This window comes from Paenibacillus sp. JJ1722 (genome assembly GCF_048282685.1).
Lineage (GTDB): Bacteria > Bacillota > Bacilli > Paenibacillales > Paenibacillaceae > Paenibacillus > Paenibacillus polymyxa_B.
On record NZ_CP182500.1, the window covers coordinates 787,402 to 810,172 of the forward strand.

General features: G+C 45.4%; 17 protein-coding genes and 1 pseudogene. 14 read left to right on the forward strand and 4 right to left on the reverse strand.

Features of this window, described 5'->3' with window-relative positions; all coding sequences use genetic code 11:
* Positions 1 to 52: 52 nt before the first annotated feature.
* The 6 genes from ACM1ND_RS03615 (at position 53) to ACM1ND_RS03640 (ending at position 8,302) form a co-directional block, all read left to right on the forward strand.
* Positions 53 to 2,059, forward strand: a complete 2,007-nt coding sequence (locus tag ACM1ND_RS03615) for a beta-galactosidase (protein ID WP_418027077.1) — start codon at positions 53 to 55, stop codon at positions 2,057 to 2,059.
* Between the two features lie 133 nt (positions 2,060 to 2,192).
* A complete protein-coding gene (locus ACM1ND_RS03620) occupies positions 2,193 to 3,992 on the forward strand; it encodes a sensor histidine kinase (protein ID WP_418027078.1) in 1,800 nt (599 codons plus the stop codon).
* Positions 3,989 to 5,056, forward strand: a complete 1,068-nt coding sequence (locus tag ACM1ND_RS03625; RefSeq protein ID WP_341057916.1) for a response regulator — start codon at positions 3,989 to 3,991, stop codon at positions 5,054 to 5,056. Before ACM1ND_RS03620 ends, ACM1ND_RS03625 begins: the two co-directional genes overlap by 4 nt.
* A 218-nt stretch (positions 5,057 to 5,274) precedes the next feature.
* Positions 5,275 to 6,555, forward strand: a complete 1,281-nt coding sequence (locus ACM1ND_RS03630) for an ABC transporter substrate-binding protein (protein ID WP_023986929.1) — start codon at positions 5,275 to 5,277, stop codon at positions 6,553 to 6,555.
* Positions 6,556 to 6,593: 38 nt separating this feature from the next.
* Positions 6,594 to 7,478 (forward strand): carbohydrate ABC transporter permease, encoded by an 885-nt coding sequence (locus tag ACM1ND_RS03635; protein WP_023986930.1) that lies wholly within the window; start codon positions 6,594 to 6,596, stop codon positions 7,476 to 7,478.
* Positions 7,475 to 8,302 (forward strand): carbohydrate ABC transporter permease, encoded by an 828-nt coding sequence (locus tag ACM1ND_RS03640; RefSeq protein ID WP_013308681.1) that lies wholly within the window; start codon positions 7,475 to 7,477, stop codon positions 8,300 to 8,302. The genes ACM1ND_RS03635 and ACM1ND_RS03640 overlap by 4 nt, the downstream gene beginning before the upstream one ends.
* Positions 8,303 to 9,261: 959 nt before the next feature.
* On the opposite strand, the gene ACM1ND_RS03645 is transcribed toward ACM1ND_RS03640, so the two are convergent.
* Positions 9,262 to 9,714, reverse strand: coding sequence for a hypothetical protein (locus ACM1ND_RS03645; protein ID WP_028541046.1), 453 nt, complete (start codon positions 9,712 to 9,714; stop codon positions 9,262 to 9,264).
* A gap of 242 nt (positions 9,715 to 9,956) precedes the next feature.
* Between ACM1ND_RS03645 and ACM1ND_RS03650 the strand changes: the two genes are divergently transcribed.
* Complete coding sequence (locus tag ACM1ND_RS03650; protein ID WP_418027079.1) at positions 9,957 to 11,351, forward strand: helix-turn-helix domain-containing protein; 1,395 nt, start codon at positions 9,957 to 9,959, stop codon at positions 11,349 to 11,351.
* 465 nt (positions 11,352 to 11,816) lie between these two features.
* The gene (locus ACM1ND_RS03655; RefSeq protein WP_028541043.1) at positions 11,817 to 12,125 is read left to right on the forward strand and encodes a DUF2500 family protein; all 309 of its coding nucleotides are present in this window, start codon (positions 11,817 to 11,819) and stop codon (positions 12,123 to 12,125) included.
* Positions 12,126 to 12,665: 540 nt separating this feature from the next.
* Here ACM1ND_RS03655 and ACM1ND_RS03660 read toward each other — a convergent pair.
* Entirely contained in the window at positions 12,666 to 13,064 is a 399-nt protein-coding gene (locus ACM1ND_RS03660) for a hypothetical protein (RefSeq protein ID WP_418027080.1), read from the reverse strand.
* A gap of 173 nt (positions 13,065 to 13,237) precedes the next feature.
* On the opposite strand from ACM1ND_RS03660, the gene ACM1ND_RS03665 reads away from it, so the two are divergent.
* Entirely contained in the window at positions 13,238 to 14,284 is a 1,047-nt protein-coding gene (locus tag ACM1ND_RS03665; RefSeq protein ID WP_418027081.1) for a hypothetical protein, read from the forward strand.
* 277 nt (positions 14,285 to 14,561) lie between these two features.
* Here the strand turns inward: ACM1ND_RS03665 and ACM1ND_RS03670 are convergent.
* Positions 14,562 to 17,860, reverse strand: a pseudogene (locus ACM1ND_RS03670) (DUF5695 domain-containing protein).
* Between the two features lie 151 nt (positions 17,861 to 18,011).
* On the opposite strand from ACM1ND_RS03670, the gene ACM1ND_RS03675 reads away from it, so the two are divergent.
* A complete protein-coding gene (locus ACM1ND_RS03675) occupies positions 18,012 to 18,650 on the forward strand; it encodes a pentapeptide repeat-containing protein (RefSeq protein ID WP_028541040.1) in 639 nt (212 codons plus the stop codon).
* A 9-nt stretch (positions 18,651 to 18,659) separates the two neighbouring features.
* Here ACM1ND_RS03675 and ACM1ND_RS03680 read toward each other — a convergent pair whose 3' ends face one another.
* Positions 18,660 to 20,174, reverse strand: coding sequence for a PLP-dependent aminotransferase family protein (locus ACM1ND_RS03680; protein ID WP_075153719.1), 1,515 nt, complete (start codon positions 20,172 to 20,174; stop codon positions 18,660 to 18,662).
* A gap of 115 nt (positions 20,175 to 20,289) precedes the next feature.
* Between ACM1ND_RS03680 and ACM1ND_RS03685 the strand changes: the two genes are divergently transcribed.
* The 4 genes from ACM1ND_RS03685 (at position 20,290) to ACM1ND_RS03700 (ending at position 22,753) form a co-directional block, all read left to right on the forward strand.
* Positions 20,290 to 20,901, forward strand: coding sequence for a pyridoxamine 5'-phosphate oxidase family protein (locus ACM1ND_RS03685; RefSeq protein WP_023986938.1), 612 nt, complete (start codon positions 20,290 to 20,292; stop codon positions 20,899 to 20,901).
* Positions 20,902 to 21,155: 254 nt separating this feature from the next.
* Positions 21,156 to 21,740, forward strand: coding sequence for a TetR/AcrR family transcriptional regulator (locus ACM1ND_RS03690; protein WP_023986940.1), 585 nt, complete (start codon positions 21,156 to 21,158; stop codon positions 21,738 to 21,740).
* Positions 21,741 to 21,853: 113 nt separating this feature from the next.
* Positions 21,854 to 21,955, forward strand: coding sequence for a hypothetical protein (locus tag ACM1ND_RS03695; protein ID WP_023986941.1), 102 nt, complete (start codon positions 21,854 to 21,856; stop codon positions 21,953 to 21,955).
* A 342-nt stretch (positions 21,956 to 22,297) separates the two neighbouring features.
* Positions 22,298 to 22,753: a MerR family transcriptional regulator gene (locus ACM1ND_RS03700; protein WP_023986943.1), complete on the forward strand. Its 456-nt coding sequence runs from the start codon at positions 22,298 to 22,300 to the stop codon at positions 22,751 to 22,753.
* Positions 22,754 to 22,771 lie beyond the last annotated feature (18 nt).

Here is a 22,771-nt window from a genome sequence, read left to right on the forward strand (position 1 = left end):
TAACCTTATATAGCTCCACATACCCTAACGAACCTAATTGGAGGACGACTTGATGAAAAAGCTACTGTACGGTGTTGCCTATTATGATGAGTATATGCCATATGACCGTTTGGGCCAGGATATCCAAATGATGAAGGATGCGGGCATCAACGTGGTGCGGATTGCCGAATCCACTTGGAGTACGCATGAACCGCAAAACGGCGTGTTTGATTTTACCTCTGTGGATCGGGTGCTGGACGCCATGCATAAGGCGGGCATCGAAGTCATTGTGGGGACGCCCACCTATGCCGTACCCACATGGCTGGTGAAGGAGCATCCTGATGTATTGGCAACAACGCCTCAAGGTCCGGGCAAATATGGAGCTCGCCAGATTATGGACATAACGAACCCGGTGTACCTGTTCCATGCCGAGCGAATCATACGCAGGCTGATCGGACGGGTGAGTCAGCATCCGGCGGTCATTGGCTTTCAGACGGATAATGAGACCAAGCATTACCACACGAGTGGGCCCAATGTGCAATTGCAATTTGTAAAGTATTTGCGGGAGCGGTTCGAATCGCTGGAGGAGCTAAACCGCAAATTTGGTCTGGACTACTGGAGTAATCGCATCAATAGCTGGGAGGACTTTCCTTCGGTGGTCGGAACGATTAATGGAAGTTTGGGCGCAGCCTTTTCCCAATTCCAGCGCAAGCTGGTGACGGATTTCCTGGCATGGCAGGTCGCGCTGGTGAATGAATATAAGCGGGAAGACCAATTTGTTACGCAAAACTTTGATTTTGAATGGAGAGGTCATTCCTTTGGTGTTCAGCCAGACGTGGATCACTTTGCGGCATCGCAAGCCTTTGATGTGACTGGGGTGGATATTTACCATCCATCACAGGATGATCTGACCGGAATTGAAATTTCCTTCGGTGGCGATGTAGCGCGTTCGACGAAAAATAACAACTATCTAGTGCTGGAAACGGAAGCGCAGGCTTTTACCCACTGGGTTCCCTATCCGGGGCAATTGCGTCTGCAAGCGTTCAGCCATCTGGCTTCTGGAGCCAATATGGTGGCATACTGGCACTGGCATTCCATCCATAATTCCTTCGAAACCTACTGGAAGGGTCTGCTCAGCCATGATTTTGAACCGAATCCTGTGTATGAGGAAGCACAGACCATAGGGAAGGATTTTGCAAGATTGTCTCCGCATTTGGTCAACCTGAAAAAGAAAAATAAAACGGCGATTCTGGTCAGCAACGAAGCATTGACGTCGATTGACTGGTTTAAATTTAATATGAGCAGCCCGTTGAATTACAATGACATCGTACGCCGTTTGTATGACGAGTTGTATAAACTGAATATCGGGACGAATATTGTTCATCCAGGTACAGAATCGTTTGACGACTATGATCTCTTGATCGTCCCGGTCCTCTATTCTGCCCCAGACGCACTACTGGAGAAGCTGAACCGATATGTGGAGAAAGGTGGTCATATAGTATACACATTCCGAAGCGGATTTACCGACGAGCATGTGCAGGTGAGAACGTCCCGGCAGCCGGGCGTGATTAGCGAAGCCTGCGGCATTCATTACAGCTTGTTCGTGGAGCCGAAGAAGGTGACGCTCAAAAATAATCCTTTTGAGGTGGCACCAGAGGACAATCAGGTAGATACGTGGATGGAGCTGATTACCCCGACGACCGCCGAAGTGTTGGCCTATTACGATCACCCGCATTGGGGAAACTATGCCGCGATTACGCAAAACCGCTATGGTCAGGGAACAGCGACCTACATCGGCTGTATCGTCAGCCCGGCGGTCATCCGCGAACTATTCAGCTCTGTAGCCAAAAAGGCGGGAGTATGGGGAGTAGATCAGGAAACGTCTTATCCGATCATTGTTAAATCCGGCACGAATGAGCTGGGACGGACAATCCGGTACTATTTTAACTATTCCGAACAAGCAGGCTCAGTGGTATATCCACATGGAGACGGCAAGGAGTTAATCGGGGGGCGTACAGTTATCCAAGGACAAACGCTTCCATTAGAGCCTTGGGGTGTTATAATTATCGAAGAAGCGTAAATGATGAATAATGAGCTGAAACCAACTTACGAATAATATCATATAGGTATTCTCCGGGAGTATCCGGTAAATGAAGCGCCCCTGCGAATTGCGGGGCGTTTTCGCATATGGCTGAGTAGAGGAGTGCATCGCTATGCCAACCCGAGCAGTCCGCTGGTTCCGGGCGCTGACGGCCCCGTATCGACGCAGCATTCAGCTTAAGCTGATCTTGACGATGATTGTTCTATCTGTGCTGCCGGTCATTGCTGTCACGGTGCTGGCTGCGGAAAAAAGTAGAGCTTCCATGGAAACTGAAGTGGTAGAGACGAACATGTCCAATATGAAATGGACGGGGATCTATATCAGCGACCAGCTAGATCGTCTGAATCATCTGATTTACAGCATTCAGATCAGCCCTGATCTGAGCGATTATTTGAATGAGCGCGAGCCTGACAATCTTTCGAGCCAATTTAATGCCCAGCGAAAAATGCTGAATACGATGGCGAATGTGTATTATTCGGCCGGAAGTCATGTGATCGGCATCCAGCTTTATTTGAAGCAATCGCAAACCCTGTTTACCTTTAATAGCATGCAAAATGAAATTACGACAGTGAGCGGTATTCCCCCACAGTATGCCGAGATGTGGCAAGCGAATAAGGATTATTCGATTCGTCCAAGCTCTGCTGACCCGGAACGCTTTACTTTGACGCGCAGTATTCGGCGTTTTGAAGATCAGAAGCAGACGGGAGCTATTTCATTGGATGTATTGTGGTCGCAATTCGATCAGACGCTGGGCCTGCTGGGACGAGGGGATCAGCATCAGGTGCTTATTACAGATGCGGATGGCAGGGTCATGTATCCAGCACAGGCTCGGCAGTCGCCTCCACCTGCAGGTGTGCTGACAGCTCTTCGTGACGTTAAGCCGGGCCCTGGAGTGATTCAAACTGCTGAACATTATGTGTTCTATAATGATCTGGATGTAGTTGGGCTAAAGCTGGTCAAAATCGTACCCACTTCCTCCATTAACCACAGTGCCTTTTCAACCATGCTGTATGGTATTATCGTAGGCGTGATTTCAATTCTGGTTTCCATCTGCATTGCCATTTTCATCGCATGGCGGACTGCACGTCCGATTGTTCATTTGGCGCGTTCCGTACAGGAGCTGGATATGATCAAAGGACCGATTGGACAGCCAAGTACACGCCCGGATGAGATTGGGCTGCTGGAAAGAAGTCTGCATGGGATGGCAGGCCGAATTCGCGAGCATATTCAGGCGGAATACAGTATAAATTTGCAAAAAAAGACGGCTGAATTGAAAGCGCTCCAAGCGCAGATTCATCCACATTTTCTGCAAAATACGCTGCAAATGATCGGAAGTATGGTATTTTCTCAAAAGCCGGAGGACACCTATGAAGTCATTCGGTCGCTGAGTGAGATGTTCCGTTACGTGGTACGGGAACCTCAGGATTTGGCCTCTTTACGCGCAGAGCTTGACCATGTGGGACACTATATGCGCATCCAGCAACGGAGATTTCCACAAAGATTGGTATTTCAGGTGGAGTCGGAAGAACAGGCGATGGATATTCGACTGCCTAAGCTATCGCTTCAGCCATTGTTGGAAAACGCGTTTCAGCACGGTCTTGATCGAAAGGCGGGAGCATGGCAAATGGGGATTCGAGTGGAGATTATGAAACAAGATGTGTGTATTACGGTTTGCGATAATGGAAACGGCATGGCCCCGGACAAGCTGGAAAAACTACGGGCAAAGCTGGAAAACGCGTCGGAGGAACCGATCTGGGCGCAGGGTAGTCATATCGGATTGAGCAATGTGTCTTCACGCATACGGATGAATTTTGGAGTGCACTACGGAGTGACGATAGATAGTGAGCAGGGAGTCGGTACACGTGTCACCATCCGCATTCCATTCACCTCAGCAGAGGAGGGAAAAGTATGATCAGAGTATTAATTGTGGACGATGAGCCGTGGAACCGTGATATTCTGAAGACATTTGGCACATGGGAAAAACTTGGAATGTTGGTAGTGGGTGAGGCTGAAGACGGGGACGAGGCGTTCAGGCTGGTCGGGGAGTTAGCTCCCCATATTGTGATTACTGATATGCGCATGCCGGGTGCGGACGGAGTGGAGTTGCTGCAAGCACTAAATAACCATTGTCCTGATGTGAAAATCATTGTCGTGAGTGGATATGATGACTTTGCGTATGCCAAACATGCCATCCGTTATAAGGCCGTCGATTATTTGTTAAAGCCAGTCAATCCTGCAGAGCTGAATGCAGTGCTACTCAAATGCAAAAACGATCTGGAGGTCAAGGTGGCTGAACAGCAGCAAGAAGCGACAGAGCTGGATTATGAGTTTTTTCACAGGTTGACCCGGTATAAGCAACTGCTGCGTCTTTATTTTAATGAGCTGAACTGTGACGGGGTGAACTTAACCTGCAGGCAGGTTATGCAGGAGTTGGAGAGTTATGGAGCACCAAGTCCACATATGCTAGGCAGGCTGGTGCAGGAGCTTCTTTCCCTGCTGAAAGAGCTCGCAGCGGATAACGGGCTGGATAATTCTACGACAAAGGCAGGATTTCCACTGCCGCAGGATGCCGTATCCTCTGTAGAACATGCGCTGGAATTCGTATCGTCGTGCTATGTTCAGGAACTGGATCAGCTCATTCGGCAGCGGAAATACAAAAACAAACTGAATTTAGAAGAGGTACGGCGATATATCGACAGTCACTTTGCTGGGCCGATTACACTGGAGCAGTTGGCGAAAAACTTTTTTGTGAGCAAAGAGTATATGAGCAAGGTATTTAAGCAGGAGTATGGTCAAAATGTAACGGACTACATCGTAGAGCGAAGAATGGAAAAGGCGCGGGAATGGCTGGCCAATAAACAGATTTCAATTAAAGCAGTTGCGGAGATGGCAGGATATGAGGATGTGTCTTATTTCTATCGGGTATTTAAAAAGCATTTTGGCATGGCACCCGGTGAAATGAGGAAGGAAGTTTAAAAAAGTCCAATTCAATAAGCTAAGGGTGTCCAATGGCAGAAGTGACCTCCCACCCTATAATGAAAGCGTATACAAAACAAGCGGTACAAAGGAATTTGGCCTTACGAAGTTCGCACAGAGCTGAATAGAGGTTGAAGACCGGCGGCATAGCTGCTTTGAATAACAGCTGATTTGCCGATGGGTAACAGTTATTTTCAAAATAGGGGAGGTCATTTTTCATGAAAGTGTGGAAAGGTGTATTGAGCACGATGCTGGTTGGCACGTTATTGGCCGGGTGTGGAGCGAATTCTTCAGGCAGTGACAGCAGCGGTTCCGGTGGAGACGGCAAAACGGTGAATCTCAAAATGTTTATTGCTCAGCCCCGTTTGAAGGAGCACTACGATAAATACATTAATGCGTTCGTAGCGAAAGAGAAGAAAGATAAAAATATCGACGTTACGGTCCAACTGGAGATGCCGCCTGCTGACAACGCCGCACAAATTTTGAAGACAAGACTCGCATCCAACGATGCGCCGGACGTATTTGCATTGCACGCGGTGAATGAAATTCCTCCGTTTTATAAAGCGGGCTATTTGGAGGATTTGTCCGGTCAGCCTTTTGTTAACAAATTGATGGATAGTGTGAAGCCTTCGGTGACAACCAAAGACGGAAAGGTCGTAGCGGTTCCTTTGGAGACGATCTCATGGGGCTACTTGTACAATAAAAAGATATTTAAGGATTTGGATTTGCAGCCGCCGGGAACGTTGACCGAAATGAAGGCTGTGGTCGAGAAGCTGAAAGCGAATAATGTGAAACCGTTCCTGTTGTCCTACAAGGAATCCTGGATTCCACAGCTGTTTGTGCCACTTACGGCAGGTGCAATGATGAACACACAGAATAAGGATTTTATCGACCGGATGAATCAGGATAAAGGCTCTTTTTCCGAAATGAAGAGCATGTTCGATATTATTGATCTGGTGAATAGCAACGGTACTGACAAGGCTCTGGAAATCGGCGGGGATGATGGATCGGCTGCGTTTGCCTCGGGTAAAGCGGCGATGTGGATTCAAGGGCCGTGGTTTGCGGAAACGATTTTAAAATCGGATCCGAAGATGGATTTTGGGGTAGCACCGCTGCCGATCAATGACGATTCCAATGCGACATTGATTAATTTGTCCACTTCGACTTCGCTGGCTGTATCCTCTACAAGCAAGAATAAGGAGGTTGCGCTCGATTTTGTTAACTATGTGCTGGATGACAAGGATTCTAGCGCGTTCTATGAAGCATTGAAATTTAACCCGATCTCCAAAGTGCATACGTTTAAAAGCTATCCTTGGGTTAATGACGCTACCGAATACGTGAAAGCAGGCAAGTCGTACCAAGATCCATCTATCCCGCAAGCGGTCAAGGACGAGGCAGGCAAATCGCTACAATCCTATTATGCTGGTCAGCTCTCGCAGGATGACGTAATTAAGGCGCTGGATAAGGCATGGAAATCGTATAACAAAGTGAACAAGTAACGGTAACCTACAGAATTACACCGGGAGGGAGAGACTCCATGCCTTTTAAAATCTATAAAAAATACGTCATGTTACTGGCGTTTACAGCCCCGGCGCTGATCTTTTATGCTATCTTCCTGCTCATTCCAACGATCAGCGGCATGTACTACAGCTTTACAGACTGGAACGGATTGAATCCTAATTACAGCTTTATCGGCTTGGGGAACTTTGTGGAATCGTTGAAGGAAGACCCCGATTTTCTCAATTCCCTTTGGTTTACCCTTAAATACGTATTGGTCATGATTGTGCTGCAAAATGTACTGGCACTGGCACTGGCAGTGTTGATTGAGTCGCGTACACGTACCAAAGGATTTTTCCGGACGATATTTTTTATGCCCAATATGATCAGTACCATTATTAGCGCATTTATGTGGACCTTCGTTTTTTCTTCCGTGCTGCCACAGATCGCCGAAAAGACGGCTATCGCCTTTTTGGGCCAATCGTGGCTGGGCGATCCGAAAGTATCTTTCTTCTCAATTATTATCGTGTCGCTCTGGAATGGTGTAGGTTATATGATGATCATCTATCTGGCTGCGCTTCAAGGTGTACCACAAAGCTTGAAGGAGGCTGCTATTATTGACGGGGCGAACGCATTTCAGACATTGCGAAGCGTAACGATGCCAATGATTACTCATGCGATTACGATCTGTTTCTTCCTGACGCTGAATGGTGCCTTCAAGGTGTATGAGGTCGTATACGGACTGACTGGCGGGGGGCCGGGGCGCAGTACACAGGTGATTACGATGAACATTTATGAGGAGGCGTTCTCCAACAACTTCCGTTATGGTTATGCGAGCGCCAAATCCGTTATTTTGTTCGCAATCGTTCTCATTTTCACCCTGATTCAGCTGCGTGTCATGAAGAAGAGGGAGGTGGAGGCATGAGGCTGAAGAAAGCTAATTCCTTGCTGATTACGCTGATTCTGTGCGTGGGCGCTGTCGTGTCCTTCTTCCCAATCTACATGGCGGTAATTAACTCGTTTAAAACACAGGGTGAGATGTTTGCATCCTTTACGGCGCTGCCGACAAAGCTTCACTTTGAAAATTACAGTCAGGCTTTTCATCAGACTCATTTGCTGAACAGCGCCCTTAATTCCACGATTATTTCTTTTATCGGCATTGGTGGCATTGTGATCTGTTCGGCACTGGCAGGCTACAAGCTGTCTCGTACACAGGGGAAATTGAGCAGTGCGATTTTCTTCCTGTTTGTCGCATCGATGCTGGTACCGTTTCACTCTATTATGATACCGCTTACGCGAATGGCAAAAGATTTGTCCGTTCAGGGCAGTACGTACGGCTTGGCCCTGATCTATATCGGCTTGGGTGTGAATATGGCGATCTTTTTGTATCATGGATTCGTCAAATCCATTCCGCGTGAGCTGGAAGAATCCGCACAAATGGACGGCTGTAATGAGTTTCAAACATTCTTTCGCATTATATTTCCATTGCTGCTACCAATCACAGTTACCATTGCGATTTTGGATTTTCTGTGGATTTGGAATGACTTTTTGCTTCCATTGTTAATGCTGACGGATGTGAACCATTACACCCTGATTCTCTCGACCAATATGCTGTTTGGAGAGTACAACAAGGATTGGTCGCTTATTCTGGCCGCACTTGTGCTGACCTCCATCCCGGTTATCCTGATCTACGCCTTCTTTCAGAAATTCATCATGGAGGGCATTGCGGAGGGAGCGGTTAAGGGATAAGGTGGAAAGCCTTCCTATCAACAAGGAAGGCTTTTTCTCTGATTCAGCTTTTTTCGCGCCAACGTTTCAATAAAAAGATAGGAAGGGTTACAAACAAAATTGCAAAGGCTACAATGATCCACCACTGAGGGTCAATGATATACAACACGACTCCGATCAGCAGAACTGTTGTTATTATGGAAATTCTCACTTTCAACATTATTCTCTTACTCACCCTAGCTTCTAATTTTGGCAGCGTTATGAGGGTGATTGCAGTTAACGCAGCAAAAAATATGGAGGTAAATGAATTATAGATAATATCAGCTCCCTTGATTATTATGCATACCTCATATTCCACTGGGCTTAAAATGTTGAGAGTTTACTTGTAATAAGATATGCTTCTCATTTGAAGTTAGCCACAATTCCTTTACTTTTGAGTATATTGCAAACGCAACTCTTTATGGAAAGGAACGTTTATGTGAATTGTAAATGAACATCAAACAAAATCGATATAACTTGTTTAATCTATTGAGAGGGCACATGGAGATTGTTTGCCGCCCATAAAGTTAACAAGTAAAAGAAGAACAGGATGCCTATTATAACTCCAATTACGATAAAAAATTTCTTTTTCATCACTCTCTCCTCTTCATTACAATGAATAGGTCTTCCATTTGCAACAAGGGCTTTAATTTACGAATACCGTGACATAGTTTGTCTCATATACTATCTTTTCCTTTATCCAACTATAAAGGATGTGACCAATAACAAGCGCAGAACCAAGTACAAGGACTGTAGTGTGCCAAGTCCACTCTTGTATTCCACTAAGAAAGACAGGAGCGATACCTATGAGAACTCCGATCACTAAACCAACAATTATCACTACATCAGGTGTTTTGCTACCTTCACCTTTATTTTTTTGGAAAAATTAAATAAAGCGCCTTGGATTTAACTCCAAGACGCTCCCCTGCTTGTAATAACGGTTAGTTAATGTCTGATGGGTACTGACCAGTAGTAGCCCAAGCCTCGCCATCAACTTTGTTTCCGTCGGCTCTGAATTGAATTACGTATTTCCCTGAAGGCATCCCATTAGGGAATGAATTAAGACTATTCCACGTTAATGAGCCTCCTTTGCCAACAGTTTTATAGACATATTCTTTCCCGTTACCCTGCAAGCTCCAAGAGATAGTTGATGTTCCTTGATTCCGAACTTTAATCTTTACATGTCCATAACCTTTATCAACAGTTAAGTCCATCGTCGGACTTGTCCCACCAAGAACCTCATGTACCTCTTGACCAGTTTGTTGGATAACTATACCTCCATGATCCTTCGATACTTTAATCCCCGTAACTGGTGCGGCAGTAGCAGCCAGCGGAGCCACTGCCGTAAGAGCCAATACACCTGTAAGAATGATTACTGTGTTTTTAAACTTCATCAAAAATCGCCCTCTCGATTGGTATAATTTGTACTACTGACCAAGTATATCATTAAAAAAGGAATATAGTGTATATTTTTGTTAACAAAATGGTAAAAAGCATTAATATTCGAAAATATATATTTTATTCGAATATTGCATGACATATATTTCAAAACTTATTGACAACTGTTAAATTATGGACAACAATAGAATGCAATAATAAAAATTTTTGGAATTTCTGTGTGGGAGGTGGATATGACATGAAGCATACACCTACGATTAGAGCAGAATTAGATAGTTACCTACAACAAAAGGGTTTGAGCTTAGCGCAATTCGGACAACTTGCAGGCATGAATAGGGGAATAGTAAGTGCTATTGTGACAGGGAATAAGTCAATGTCTGTTAACCAGCTTGACCTAATCACTGAGGCTATGGATTTACCAGAAGGGTATTTTTACGATCTGTTTATAGAAAACTACATCATCGACACCCCCCCGAATATGAGGCGAATCGAGCCATTTCTATTTCGTTGTGCGGAGTTGGACAAGTTGGATGCGATTAGTCGAGTGGTGGGAGCCATCATGGACAATCTACTGTATTCGCCCAAGCTATTTGAAATTGCAGAAGAATTGTTGAAGCAGGGAAGACATGCGGCTGCACTACTGCTCTATGAGGGTGTGGCTGAAGCGGAGAAGTATCAACATTCTGAACGATTGGCAGTCTGCCAATATCGTATATTCACGATTCAAGTTGGAAACGATCAAAGCCGGAATCTCAAGGCAGCAACGCTATTTGAATCCTTCGTGGAACGTCTGGATGAAATAGAACAGCTTGACGCGCTGAAGGATTTAGCAAACGTGTACAGGTCTTTGCGTAAATGGGACAAGGTTGAGGAAGTAGCTAGAACAATGAGAGCTAAAGCTGAAATCCAATATACTTTGGAACATCGACAGCAGAGTCGAATGCGTGATGAGTCTTCCAAGAAACTAAGTCGTCCACTGTTTGTGTACATCGCTTATGCTGATTTGTTGTGTTCAGGTTCTTGCGAAGCTAAAGGCGATTACCACCAAGCCCTACAGTATACATACGCCTACACTAATTTAGATTGGGTTTTGGAGAAGGACGAGGACACCCAATACTGGATGGGCTTGTTCCAAAACTGGGCAGAAGGTAACACGTACGTATATAAGCTTTTATCTGGAGATGTAAGCGTGCTAAACGATTATGTTCAATATATTATTGCATCAAGTGATAAAGTCGATAAGGAAATGATCGTAAAGCTTTTGAACGTAATGTTTGCAGCTAACCGATTTCAGTTAGACGTGAATGATATACTTAAACGGTTTGAAATGATTATTGATTCTTTTGTACAACAGCCATCATCGGATATGTATACCTATCAGGTAGTACCAGAGCAAACAACACGTTTTAAATATGAACTTGCTAAATACTACTTGAACAGAGGCAATTACTCTTATGGCTTCAGATACCTGCTAGACGTTTTATCTAAATCATTAGCCAATAACAAAGAATCCTTCTTCATTAGATGCATAAGATTATTTGAGCAGTTTAAACAATTTGCTGACGTTAGAACTTTTATAAAGTATGAAAGTTTAGTTAGTGTAGGGCAAAGAGAAAGATTATTTTACTATTAATATTTATGCCCTCTATTTTAGAATGAATGGTTAGACAATGTTAAAAAAATGGTACTGCTAATGATTGCAGCTAGTTTTTTGTTTATTGTTACTGTACCTGCCCAGACGCATGATATACAGCCTCATGTACAGCATGGAGGTGCTTAAGCGTAAGCAAACAAATCACCGCCATCCAGTGGTTGGCGGTGATTTGTTATTTTGGAGGAATTAACACATCAATCACCGAATACCTATCTTGAGGTGATCAGCATGAACCATACATATTGTATTTACAAATTCATCCAAACCAATCGTATTGATAAAACGAATACGGAAGTACTGTTGTGCAATCCGAAAGCATCGGTGACACCCTACTGGCTAAGCTGGTGGGGTGTTTTTATATTCATTTTTCAATCGATATCAAAATAAACAGTTGAAAAGCCGATATCATAATTACCAACTAATGAATACTTAGGAGGATTATAGATGGTCTTTTGGATTCTTTTACTTATAGTCGTGGGACTTATTCTTTCAGCGTTTATAGGCGGTTCTCGGATTGCGAGCAATAATCGTAAACAACCGAGAATAGAACGTATAGGTGAGGTGGTTGATAAGCGGGTAGATTGGACTGAAGGATCGTCTTCAAAAACATTTTATATAACTTGCGAGTTCGAAAGCAATGAGCGCAAAGAAATTTCAGTTAGTAACGATAAATATGGCCTTTTTGTCGTAGGGGATAAAATCAAAGTAACAAGCCAAGGTACTTGGAACTGGGTAGAACGTGTCATAATATGAGGGGATCAGCTTAATCTATATATTTATTTACATAATCACCCAAACGTTATATACTTCCCATATAAATCCGAAAGCATCGGTAGCACCCTGCTGGCATACGCTGGTGGGGTGTTTTAATAAGTTGGGAATTTAAATATGCTACGTAATATAAAAAGCCTTCCATTAATGGAGGGCTTTTGTTAGACGCTGAGTATGAGAATCATAAATCAATGTGGCTTATTACGCCTTTTCAAAAGTTTTATAACAAGTAGTATGCAGAAAAATACTGCAAAAGCAATCACAATCCACCACTGAGTATCAATTATATACAACACGACTCCGATAAGCAGGACTGTTATTATTGTAATTCTCACTTTCAACATCGTACCTTTGTCCACTCTTGTTTCCAATATTGGCATCTTTATAAGGATGATTGCAGTCAGTGCCGGAAAGAATATGGAGGTAAATGAATTATAGATAATACCAACTCCTTGATCTAATTACTCACCCCGGATTGTTCGGATTTAATGTATAAAACAACAACCTCCGCTAAGACAACTTTCACTTCGAGAAAATACTGATAATAAAAAATAAAAGCGAAATGATGATCAAAAATAGATATATACTAGAAATCCGTTTTCCGATTGTAGCTCCAAACTCTTTAGGATTTTTATATCCAATGATTAAACTGGGAATAAAAAAAATACTGGATAGAAAAATGGTGTAGTGAAACCTAGTATTATCAACACTGTTAGACCAGGCGGGCAATCCTAAAAAGGAAAGCAACTGGTCTCCCAATACGTAATTGCCAAATTCGAAAGAAACAGCCATGCCAAGAAGAGATAACAGCAGTGAAAGTGATCCCCAGCCTATTTTTTTTCTGTTTTTTCTCAACAATTCAAAGATAATCAGTAAAATTACAATTGCTTGTATGCTATATGTCAACATGATTGAAAACATAAAGTACCTCCTTGAACACCAGAATCAAATGATAAGATGTCAATTTCGGAAATGAGTATACCATTTTTTGGAATGTTTTCATATGCCTTTCAATACAGCGATCGTATGATCAAATGGAACGCGAAGCGGCCTTAGCCATACAATATTTCATCTGAATGTAAAAGGAGATGATTATGTTGGCTACCTTCTCGGCCGCGCTTCAAGTGAAAAAGCGGATGGCCAAGCGAGTTTTAAAAATGTCCGGTGTCCACGGCATTGGCGTAGGGTACAGGGACCCTGCTCATCCCAAAAGAGGAGCCGCTGTCATTGTGTACACGGACCGTTTAGCGTCGGCCTCTACTGGACTCCTGTCGGCCACCGCATTAGGAAAGAAAACGAACGTTCCAGTCCGAATTGTAAAGACTGGAAAGATCAGAGCCAATGCCACGGACTACAAAGTGCGCATACGCCCGGTCATCGCCGGCTACAGTGTCGGGACGATTGAAGGCTCCGGTTCAACCGGACTCATCGTTGCCCCAACTGGAGCGCCGGCGACACGTTATCTTTTTAGCAATAACCATGTCCTCAATCCCTCCAATACAGACAATCGAGAGGCTACAATTCAGCCAGGCGGAGCCGATGGGGGGACGGTTGCCCAGGATCGTATAGGACGGCTTTATCGTTACGTACGCTTGAATCCCACCGGAACGAACCTGATTGATGCGGCGCTTTCGCTTCCGACCCGTAACAACTTGCTCAATCCGCGTTATGCTACAGTAGGAGCGATTCCGGGTCATGTGACCGCATATCGCATAGGGGAAAGATTGAAGAAGGTAGGGCGTACGACCGGGCGGGTCAATGGCACGGTAGAGTCCGTCTATACGGACCTGCAAATCAATTATGGTGGAGAGTTGGGCTTACTGACCTTCGAAGATCAGACGGTTATTAGAGGTACGACTCCCGTATCACTACCTGGGGATTCCGGCTCTGTATGGCTCAGACAGTCAGATAATTATGCAGCTGCGGTCAACTATGCAGGTACGGCAGATGGTCGCTTATCCATAGCCTTTCCGGTGCAGTGGGCCATGCAGGTATTCAACACACGGGTAGCCCGCCCCAACGGGGCAGGCAGAGTACTGAGGATAGATACAGGATCTTCCCCTCGCTCCTATACTAGGCAACTCACTAGTGAGGAACTGGTTCGCTTAAGACCAAGAACGACACGCATTAGACGGAGCTAAACGCCCTCCAGATGGAAAAGTTGCCGCTGATCGTCCCGGTAAGGCGGTCGCTTTAAATGCTTTCCATAGGGTGGCTTGCTCGGAAGCATCATCTCCCCGGATTTCTCCCCTGATTACAGACTTAACTTAAGAAATCCGGGGGTAGAGCTAATATAAGCAAGAATCATTCACGATACCAATCATTTACGACGCAAATGATTCACGACACAAATGATTCACAGTACAAATCATTCACAATCTAAAACGTTAACGGCATGAATGAATGCGTAAATGTATTCTAATCTGCTCCTTCGGCATATGAACGGGCTCCCTCATCATGGGCTGTAATGGTGCTGCTTGCCGAGGCCAAGCCCCGGATTTCCTGAGCGGTCAGGGCTCTGTTGTAAATGATCAGTTCATCCACTGCACCGTTCAGATAGGGATCATCAAACTGGGATTTCCCAATATAGTTCCGGTCTGTCAGTCCAAGGCTAGAAGGCTTCAGCGTCATGTTGGTGTTACGCGTCGCCTCTACACCGTCCACATACATCATTCCAGTATTGCCTGACAAAGTCACGGCGACATGCTTCCAAACCCCAGTTGCCAGCTCTGGCGCATTCAACTGTTGTTCCTCTCCGTTCCCCGAGACGGTGATAGCAAAGCGCATGCCAGTTCCCTCGGCCTTGGGTGTCAAAAACATATACCGATCCGTGCCTGCTCCAAAATCAAACAGGCGTGCCCAGCCGTTATGCGTGTTCACCCGTACCCACGCGGCAATCGTAAAGTCATTTATGCTGCTAACGATACCACCGGGCAGGCTAGCATAGGCGTCTGTACCGTTAAAGTACAGGGCATTACCTTTTCGTCCGGCGCCCCACGCGCCTCCACTTACACTGGCCTGCTGTCCATAACCTGACGAATCGGCTGCGGTAGATCCGGCCGTTTCATCAAATTCATAACGGGCTACAATGTCTCCGGCGGGAGACGGGTTGTCTGTACTCGACTGGATACGGATATCATAGTTGGCTGCCGTACCAATATTCAGTCTGACCGTGGTCGCAGAGCTGTTAGTAGCCGTGACTGACCCGGTTTTTGTGCCGTCTACGAGCACGTCATACGTACCTGCCGCGAGTCCGGTCAAGCTCATAACGGTGGTATGAGTCGTGCCTGGGGTCATATTTTTCAGTGTCAGACGGATGTTGTTCTTGGACTTGGACACGATGGCCAAGCTATATTGATCCCGATTCAGCTCCAAACTCAGCTTTTGGGTGATCAGATGCAGACGTTGGAATACACCGTCCTTTGGAGTAATCGCGTAGCTGTTACTGCTTTCTGTAACGTCACAGCCATAGCCGAACAAGCCGAATATTGGATCTACAGCAACATCCGAGCTTAGGATTTTGATGGCTCCAAACAGTCCCAGATCGGCTTCCCCGGACATGCCGCGCCATCCGTTAAAGAGAGGGCCACCGTCCAGACCGAGTGCGCCGTAATTGCCCTTGCCCGCCTGATATGTCCACGATACCGCCCCGATGTTGGCAGGATCAGAGCTGATCTGTCCCGAGTTAATCGCTCCGATGTTCGCCAGCTTGGCGGCATAGGATAGACGCTGATCCACTTCGGGCTTGGACGAATGCCGACGTGTCCAGTCATCCATCACATAGCCGGCCAGTGAGGTGGTGTACTGGAAGTTCCACCAATTCTCTCCGGTGATGGTGACCGGATCGGTGTAATAGTACCAGACAGGCATATGACCGCGTGCAGCACGCGTTTTGGCGTTGATTTTGCTCATCATCGTCGTGTTGTTGTTCATTTTGGCGAGTGTATATACGGCTTCTTCGCCTGTATTGTCATAGTTATACTCAGAGCCATAAGGATAGGTGGTGTTTTTGAAATTGTTGTACTTGGTAGCCATTTTGCCAATCAGGTCGTTAGCCTCGGTGGTCAAGCCTTCTTCCTGAAGCGCTTTAATCATATCAGGTGTAGTTAGCTCACCCATGAGTCCCGTGTTCCAGTTATAAGCAACAGGGCCTTCATACAACGCTTTAAAAATACGATAAGCACGTAGCAAATATGTGTTTTTGCTATTGCGATAGCTGATCAGGTTGGGATACAGCTTGGCAATTTTATACATGCTAAAAAACGTATTATAAATGTGCGGATAGGCATAGCCACGGTACGTTGGTGTCGTGTTAGGCTGCGGCATGAGGAAATCAGGGACCAGATAATCGGTATGATGGCCTTCCATCAAATTCGTCCAGATGGCTACTTCCAAATAATCATCGACTGCCTTGATCTCAGATGCCACGGGCTTCTGAACGTTTTTCTCCGCCAGAAACTGGCCGTGAGTTAGTCCCCAATCATCACCCCAGCCCCAGTAACCAGCAAAGCTGTTGCGTCTAGCCTTGTACTGCATCATCCAGTCATCAAAGACCTTGTCCCTCAGGTCGCCCGGCACGTTCCATTGGGTGCTGTTGACCATGAAGGTAGAGTGACGCTGAAGTGCAGCTTCGACTGGCTCGATGGCATAGAACTGGAGAACGGTTTTTCGCCGTTACCATAGTTTACAGTAATATTGTTATGTCCCAGTCGTCCCAGTGTAAGTTCATATATTTTATGGTTTGTAGGGGCTGTTTCCAGATAGCTGATGGTCGTTTCAGACGGATATTGCGCTGTGACAGAGGTAATGGATTTGCTGGTATGCAGATCGAATTTGGCCTTGAGATTCGTCGGGAAAATCATGCCCGGAACCACGGTCACATCCACATGTCCCTCACTGTACAGCCTGTCCTTTACGGCCTGCTCGTCCGCTACCTTGTAAAATTTAAAGGCATACGTTTTGCTTTCACCAGGAGCCAGCGACAGACTGGTGCTTCCAAGATAGCCACGGTTGGTGCTCTTGATGACATTGGAATGGATATAGAACACATTCAGTCCTTCGGACCAGCCACCTTGCTCCATAGCCCATGTGCTGCCTGGATGCTCCTCAGTTCTCCAATGGTCCTGATATTCGAGACCAGCACCCGTTGAGGCATCAGGGATCAGCAGTACATACGGTCCGATGCCGCTAGGTCGTCCAGCGGTAATAAAGGAGCTGTTATGGCCTACAAAGGAGTGTGAGAGTACTCTGGTTTCATAAATTTGTTCATTATTGCCGCCGGACCAGTACTCGTTAAACGGAAGCGGCAGTCCCCAATCTCCGATCTCCAGTGTTTGATTAGAGGTGTTCGTTACTTTCATTTGCCAATGCAAATAATCGTTAACCAACGAATAAGTTTCATGTAAAATGAAATTACGTATTCCCTGATTGTTTGATGAATTCTGATAGGCTACCTGGACACTGTTTCCAGAAGAGGTGATCTGGCGCGCATCAGCAGAATTACTTGTCCATGCCCGAGTCCACGCTCCGTTGCCGAGACGATAGGTGAACATCAGTTCACCCAGCCACTGATGATCCGACGTATTCTGTTTAGGTGCGTTGGAGCTGTTCATGACATAGTTGGTATTAAAAGTGTCCCCTACCAGCCGTAAGGAAGAGAGATCGCCGTAATCTCCGACAGAGATGGAGAACACTTGATTAGATAGTTGTACTGCCATGCTATCAACCTCCTAACAAAGGTTCGTGAGCGTGCTCACTACGTTAATATATGTGTGAGAAATACTTTTGCTACCCTATGTATGAGAATTGATAGAAAATAGATTCATATAGATGTCCTAGAGGGCTCTCAATCGTGGAGGTAGAGTTATTATGAAAATTAAAATGGAGTTGCCGAAAATTCCTGTGGACTTGCCCGTACTAAACGAAGAAATGTATTCCTTACGGTCCAAAGGCGAATATAGTATGGGGTCTGTAGAAGATATGATTTTGGATAATGTGGAAGCGGTTAAGGTTTCATTAGAGAAGATGACTTTTAAAAATGTAACGATCATGGAATCGTCATTACCGGAAAGTGAATGGACAGACGTCATTTTTGATAAATGCGATCTGTCTAATGTTCATTTTTCCGGTTCCTTTATCCATCGGGTAGAGTTCAAAAACTGCAAATTGCTTGGAACAGACTTTTCCAGAAGCAGGCTCCAAAACGTTCGTTTTTCGGATTGCTTAGCGGATTATTCGATGTTCCGTTTTGCTAATTTTAAGCAAGTTGGTTTTGAGGATTGTTCTTTAATAAGTGCCGATCTGTATCATTTAACACTACAAAAAACCTTTTTTAACCGTTGCAATCTGGATCAAGCGATGCTATCGGGGTCCAAGCTCAACGGGATTGATCTGAGCGATTGTGAATTTGATGGGTTACAGGTGGATATAGAAGATTTGAATGGCTGCATCATCTCACCGCATCAAGCTTCATCATTTGTAGGGCTGTTGGGGCTAGTGATTAAATAAGGGAACTCCTCATTGATTTTTAATATGGTCCCAAGCCTGGCGCAGACGGTTAAACCCTTCAACAATTTGTTGCTCCGTTAAATGGGCAAAGATAAAGCAGGCTGATGGAGGTCCCGGTGTCAGTTGGTAATCGGCGGCATCACGCCATGTGACTCCGTAAAATTGTGCTGTCTGCATCAAATGATGGTACTGGGCAGACTCCTGCTTCCAGATGGCATAGGCATGTAGTCCACAATCGTTCTGATGCCAGTGAAACAGTTCACTTAACTGCTGTATTTCACGTTGGAACACGTCGTAGCGTGATCTGTATATTCGAGTCATCCGTCGCACATGGCGAACGTAGTCGCCGCGCATCATAAAACGTGCCAGTGCGCGCTGTTCCAAGCGGGCAGGCGGCAGGGGATCGTATAGTCGTTTGGCAGCTGTCAGCGCTTGGGCTAATTCAACGGGCAAGATTGCAAACCCGAGTCGAAGGCTGCTGAACATGCTTTTGGAAAAGGAGCCGACATAGATGACACATTCTGTACGATCCAGTGCTTTTAATGGTTCAATGGGTCGTCCTGCCCAACGGAATTCACTGTCATAATCGTCCTCAATGATCCACGCTCCCTTGGATGCTGCCCATTGCAAAATATGTTGACGGCGTGTTAATGGCAACACTGCACCGGTTGGAAACTGTCGTCCAGGTGTAACAAATAGGAGTTTGGAATCCCAATCCTGTGGGACAATTCCATGTTGATCCATCTCAGCAGCATGTATCTGTCCGCCTGAGGCAGTAACTGCACGGTAGATGCCGGAATAACAGGGGTTTTCTAATACAATTCGATCTTGTTCATGAATAAGCAACTGACTTAATAACGTGATCACTTCCATGGAACCACTGCATAATACGACTTGATCCGGCGTGGCTGTAATTCCGCGTGTTCTGCCAACATGATGGCAAATCGCTTCACGCAGCCATTCATCACCGCTCACTGGTGCAGTCGTCGCGTCAGCCGAGGGCTTTTGCAGATCCTTTCCAGCGGCAGTCATTGCGCTTTTCCATGCGATCTGTGAGTTGCCCTCCAATACAACTTCTCCTGCCTGAAAAGAAATCAAAGGCTGTTGCGCACTGTCTCTATTTGTAGCAGAAGCAGGAGACCGCTGTAAGTTTCGTTCCCTTTCGATCTGCATGATTCGTTGTCCCCAAGCTGATAGAGCAGGGGCTTTTTGTTTTACAACAGGTGAATTCTGGTTCTGCTGGTTGATTAAAGATTTGTCGGGCAGCACCGCTGTCTGTTCCATAACAAAGGTTCCTCTGCCTACTGCCGAATCTATATATCCTTCTGCCAACAACATATCATATGCCTCTTTAACGCTCCCTCGCGAAATTCCATACATCACAGCCAGATCACGAGTGGAAGGCAGACGCGTACCACTGGCAAGGGAGCCATTGAGGATTCCCTCACGAAGAGCATGATACAATGCCAAATATTTTAAATGATACTTTTGAAGCGCACGCTGATAAGCAATCGTAATATCCATACTCTTCTCCTTCGATTGGGCCACTCATTTTCGTTCATATTGGATCTTTTTATGAATCCATTTTCAACATAATCTGAAATGTATCATTGGTCAATAGATGGAAGGAGAGTTCCCTATGAGAAGAAAAGAATTTACGGTAGCAGAACTAGAGGAAATAGAGCAGTTTCTAAGCGAGGTCAGTTTCGGATTTTTAGGCATGAACAGCGAGGATGGTTTTCCGCGTGTGGTTCCCTTGAATTTCGCTTATGGAAATGGCGTTTTTTATATTCATGGCAGCCGTGCTGGAGAAAAGATGGAACGGATGAAAGAAGATAATCGAGTTACTTTTTCAGCCGCCAAAGAATATGCGCTCATTCCGTCTTATTTTACGGATGAACATATGGCATGTCCGGCGACTTCATTTTTTAAAAGTATTACCGTGCGTGGTCATGCGGAGCATGTAGTGGATCTGGAAGAAAAAGCATCGGCCTTTTCCATTTTTATGAGCAAGCTGCAACCGGAAGGCGGGTATGACACGATTGATGCCAGCGATTCTCGGTATGCTTCACGTTTAAAAGGGGTCGCTCTGATCAAAATTGTACCGGAGGAATGGACTGCCAAGTTTAAATTCGGTCAAAATGTTAAAGATCAGGAACGTCAGCAAATTATCGACGGCTTGCAACAACGGGGGTTGGATGATGATCTGACAACGATTGAGATGATGCGCAAATATTGTCCTCATCACTGATATATATCGAAAGTCAGGATTTTGCAAAATCCTCAAGTATAAATATTTGAATTCCACGTAATAATTCCTGCTCGCTCACCGTCAGATTGGTTAATTATACCTTGTAGGGAGATGCCCTTGATTTTCCAAAACGTTCAGTCCTTCTGTATTAGGACTTTTGAAGGACAGGTATATATCATCCTCAAGCCCGTTGTTCTTACTGCAAAGGAACTTTATAATACGATAGATTTGTGGCGTAAGGGGGCAAGACCGTGATGAGAGCAGGAGTCAGAAGTCGGGAGAGTCGACGGTTGTTACTGGAAGCGGGGGCTGAAGAGTTTGCTCAGACGGGGTTTTATCAGACAAAGGTAAGTTCGATCGCGGCACGTGCAGGATTGACGCAGCCGGATTTTTATATTCATTTTGAAAGCAAGGAACAGTTGTACGAGGAGCTTGTGGAGAGCTTCGGTACTTTGGTGAATGATACGGTACAAAGCATGAAGATAGGCCCAGACCTAAGCGAGGCTGAAATTTTGAGACGGGGACAGGTGTTTCTGGAAGCTATTTTTCGCGTGTTGTCTAATAATCCGGCGATCACTCGTGTCGGATTTTACCAGGCGACAGATTCGGTGCGTATTAAGGCGGAAATGGCTGAGCATATCAAAAAGCATCTGCTGGCGGCGCAACGATGGGGCTCCTGCCGTGAGGAACTGGACCCTGAACTGACAGCAGAATGCGTGATCGGCTTGATTGAACGGCTGACGTTAACTAAATTGCTGCCTGGACGTGAAAGTCCGTCTGTGCTTGCCAAGCAGGCACGAAACCTCCTGTATCACGGCATGCTCGGGTCCGAAGAATAACAGGACAGTACAACCCCAACCTAGATTTGGGCGGCAGGCGCGGCATTTGTCCCTATCATGGATGATGGCATAAGCATAAGATGCTCTTGTAAACCATGAAGGGAGGAATCACCATGTCTGGAGTAGGCGCTGGTTATGGAGCTTTTACATCTACAGGAGCGATTCTGGTACTTTTCATTCTGCTCGTTATTATTTCCAAAGCATTTATCATCTAATTCGTAGCTCAAGGATTTAAAATTCGGAAGATTTGCTGGAATCAGTAGGGAGGAGGAATACGAAATGGGTGAAGTAGATAGAGGTTGTGGCGGTTGTAACATGTTCACCTCCACTGGTGTTATTCTGGTTCTCTTCATTTTACTGGTTATCATCACTCGTACTTGTTTCATCTAAAGCTATATTCATGGGCTTGAGCACCGATGCTCGGGTCTATGACCGTACTAGTCAAAATAGGAACCGTCTCCAATTAGAGGCGGTTTTTTTTATATTGAAGTTTACGTTGACGTTAACGTTATAGAGGCGTAGTATTTATATATAATCTTTTTCATAAGGTGGGTGTCATGGTTACGTATAAAATTGATGAGGTCGCCAAACAAAGCGGATTAACCAAGCGAACCATTCGTTATTATGAGGAAATCGGCTTATTGCCCTCTCCGCAGCGCAGTGAAGGAAATATGCGCCTGTATACGCAGGAGGATGTGGACTTACTAAAAAAAATAGTGAGTGCCAAGGAAGTACTTGGATTCTCCTTGCAAGAGCTTCAGCGTTACATGTCCGCAGCGGAAATGCTTAAGGGTCAGCGGGAGGAATATCGCGAGCGAACGGAGCATTTGCAACCGAACGAGCGACGGGCCATGTTGGAGGATATGGAAAGTACATTGAACGAGCAGTTGGAATTAATGGAGGGAAAAATCAACAGCATCCGTATGCTCCAGACTGAGTTGGAGGAGTTACGGGTTAGGGTGCGTGAACGCAAGGTTCTTCTGGATGATGAACTTGATCACGACCCGTCATAACAAGAACATTTACATTCA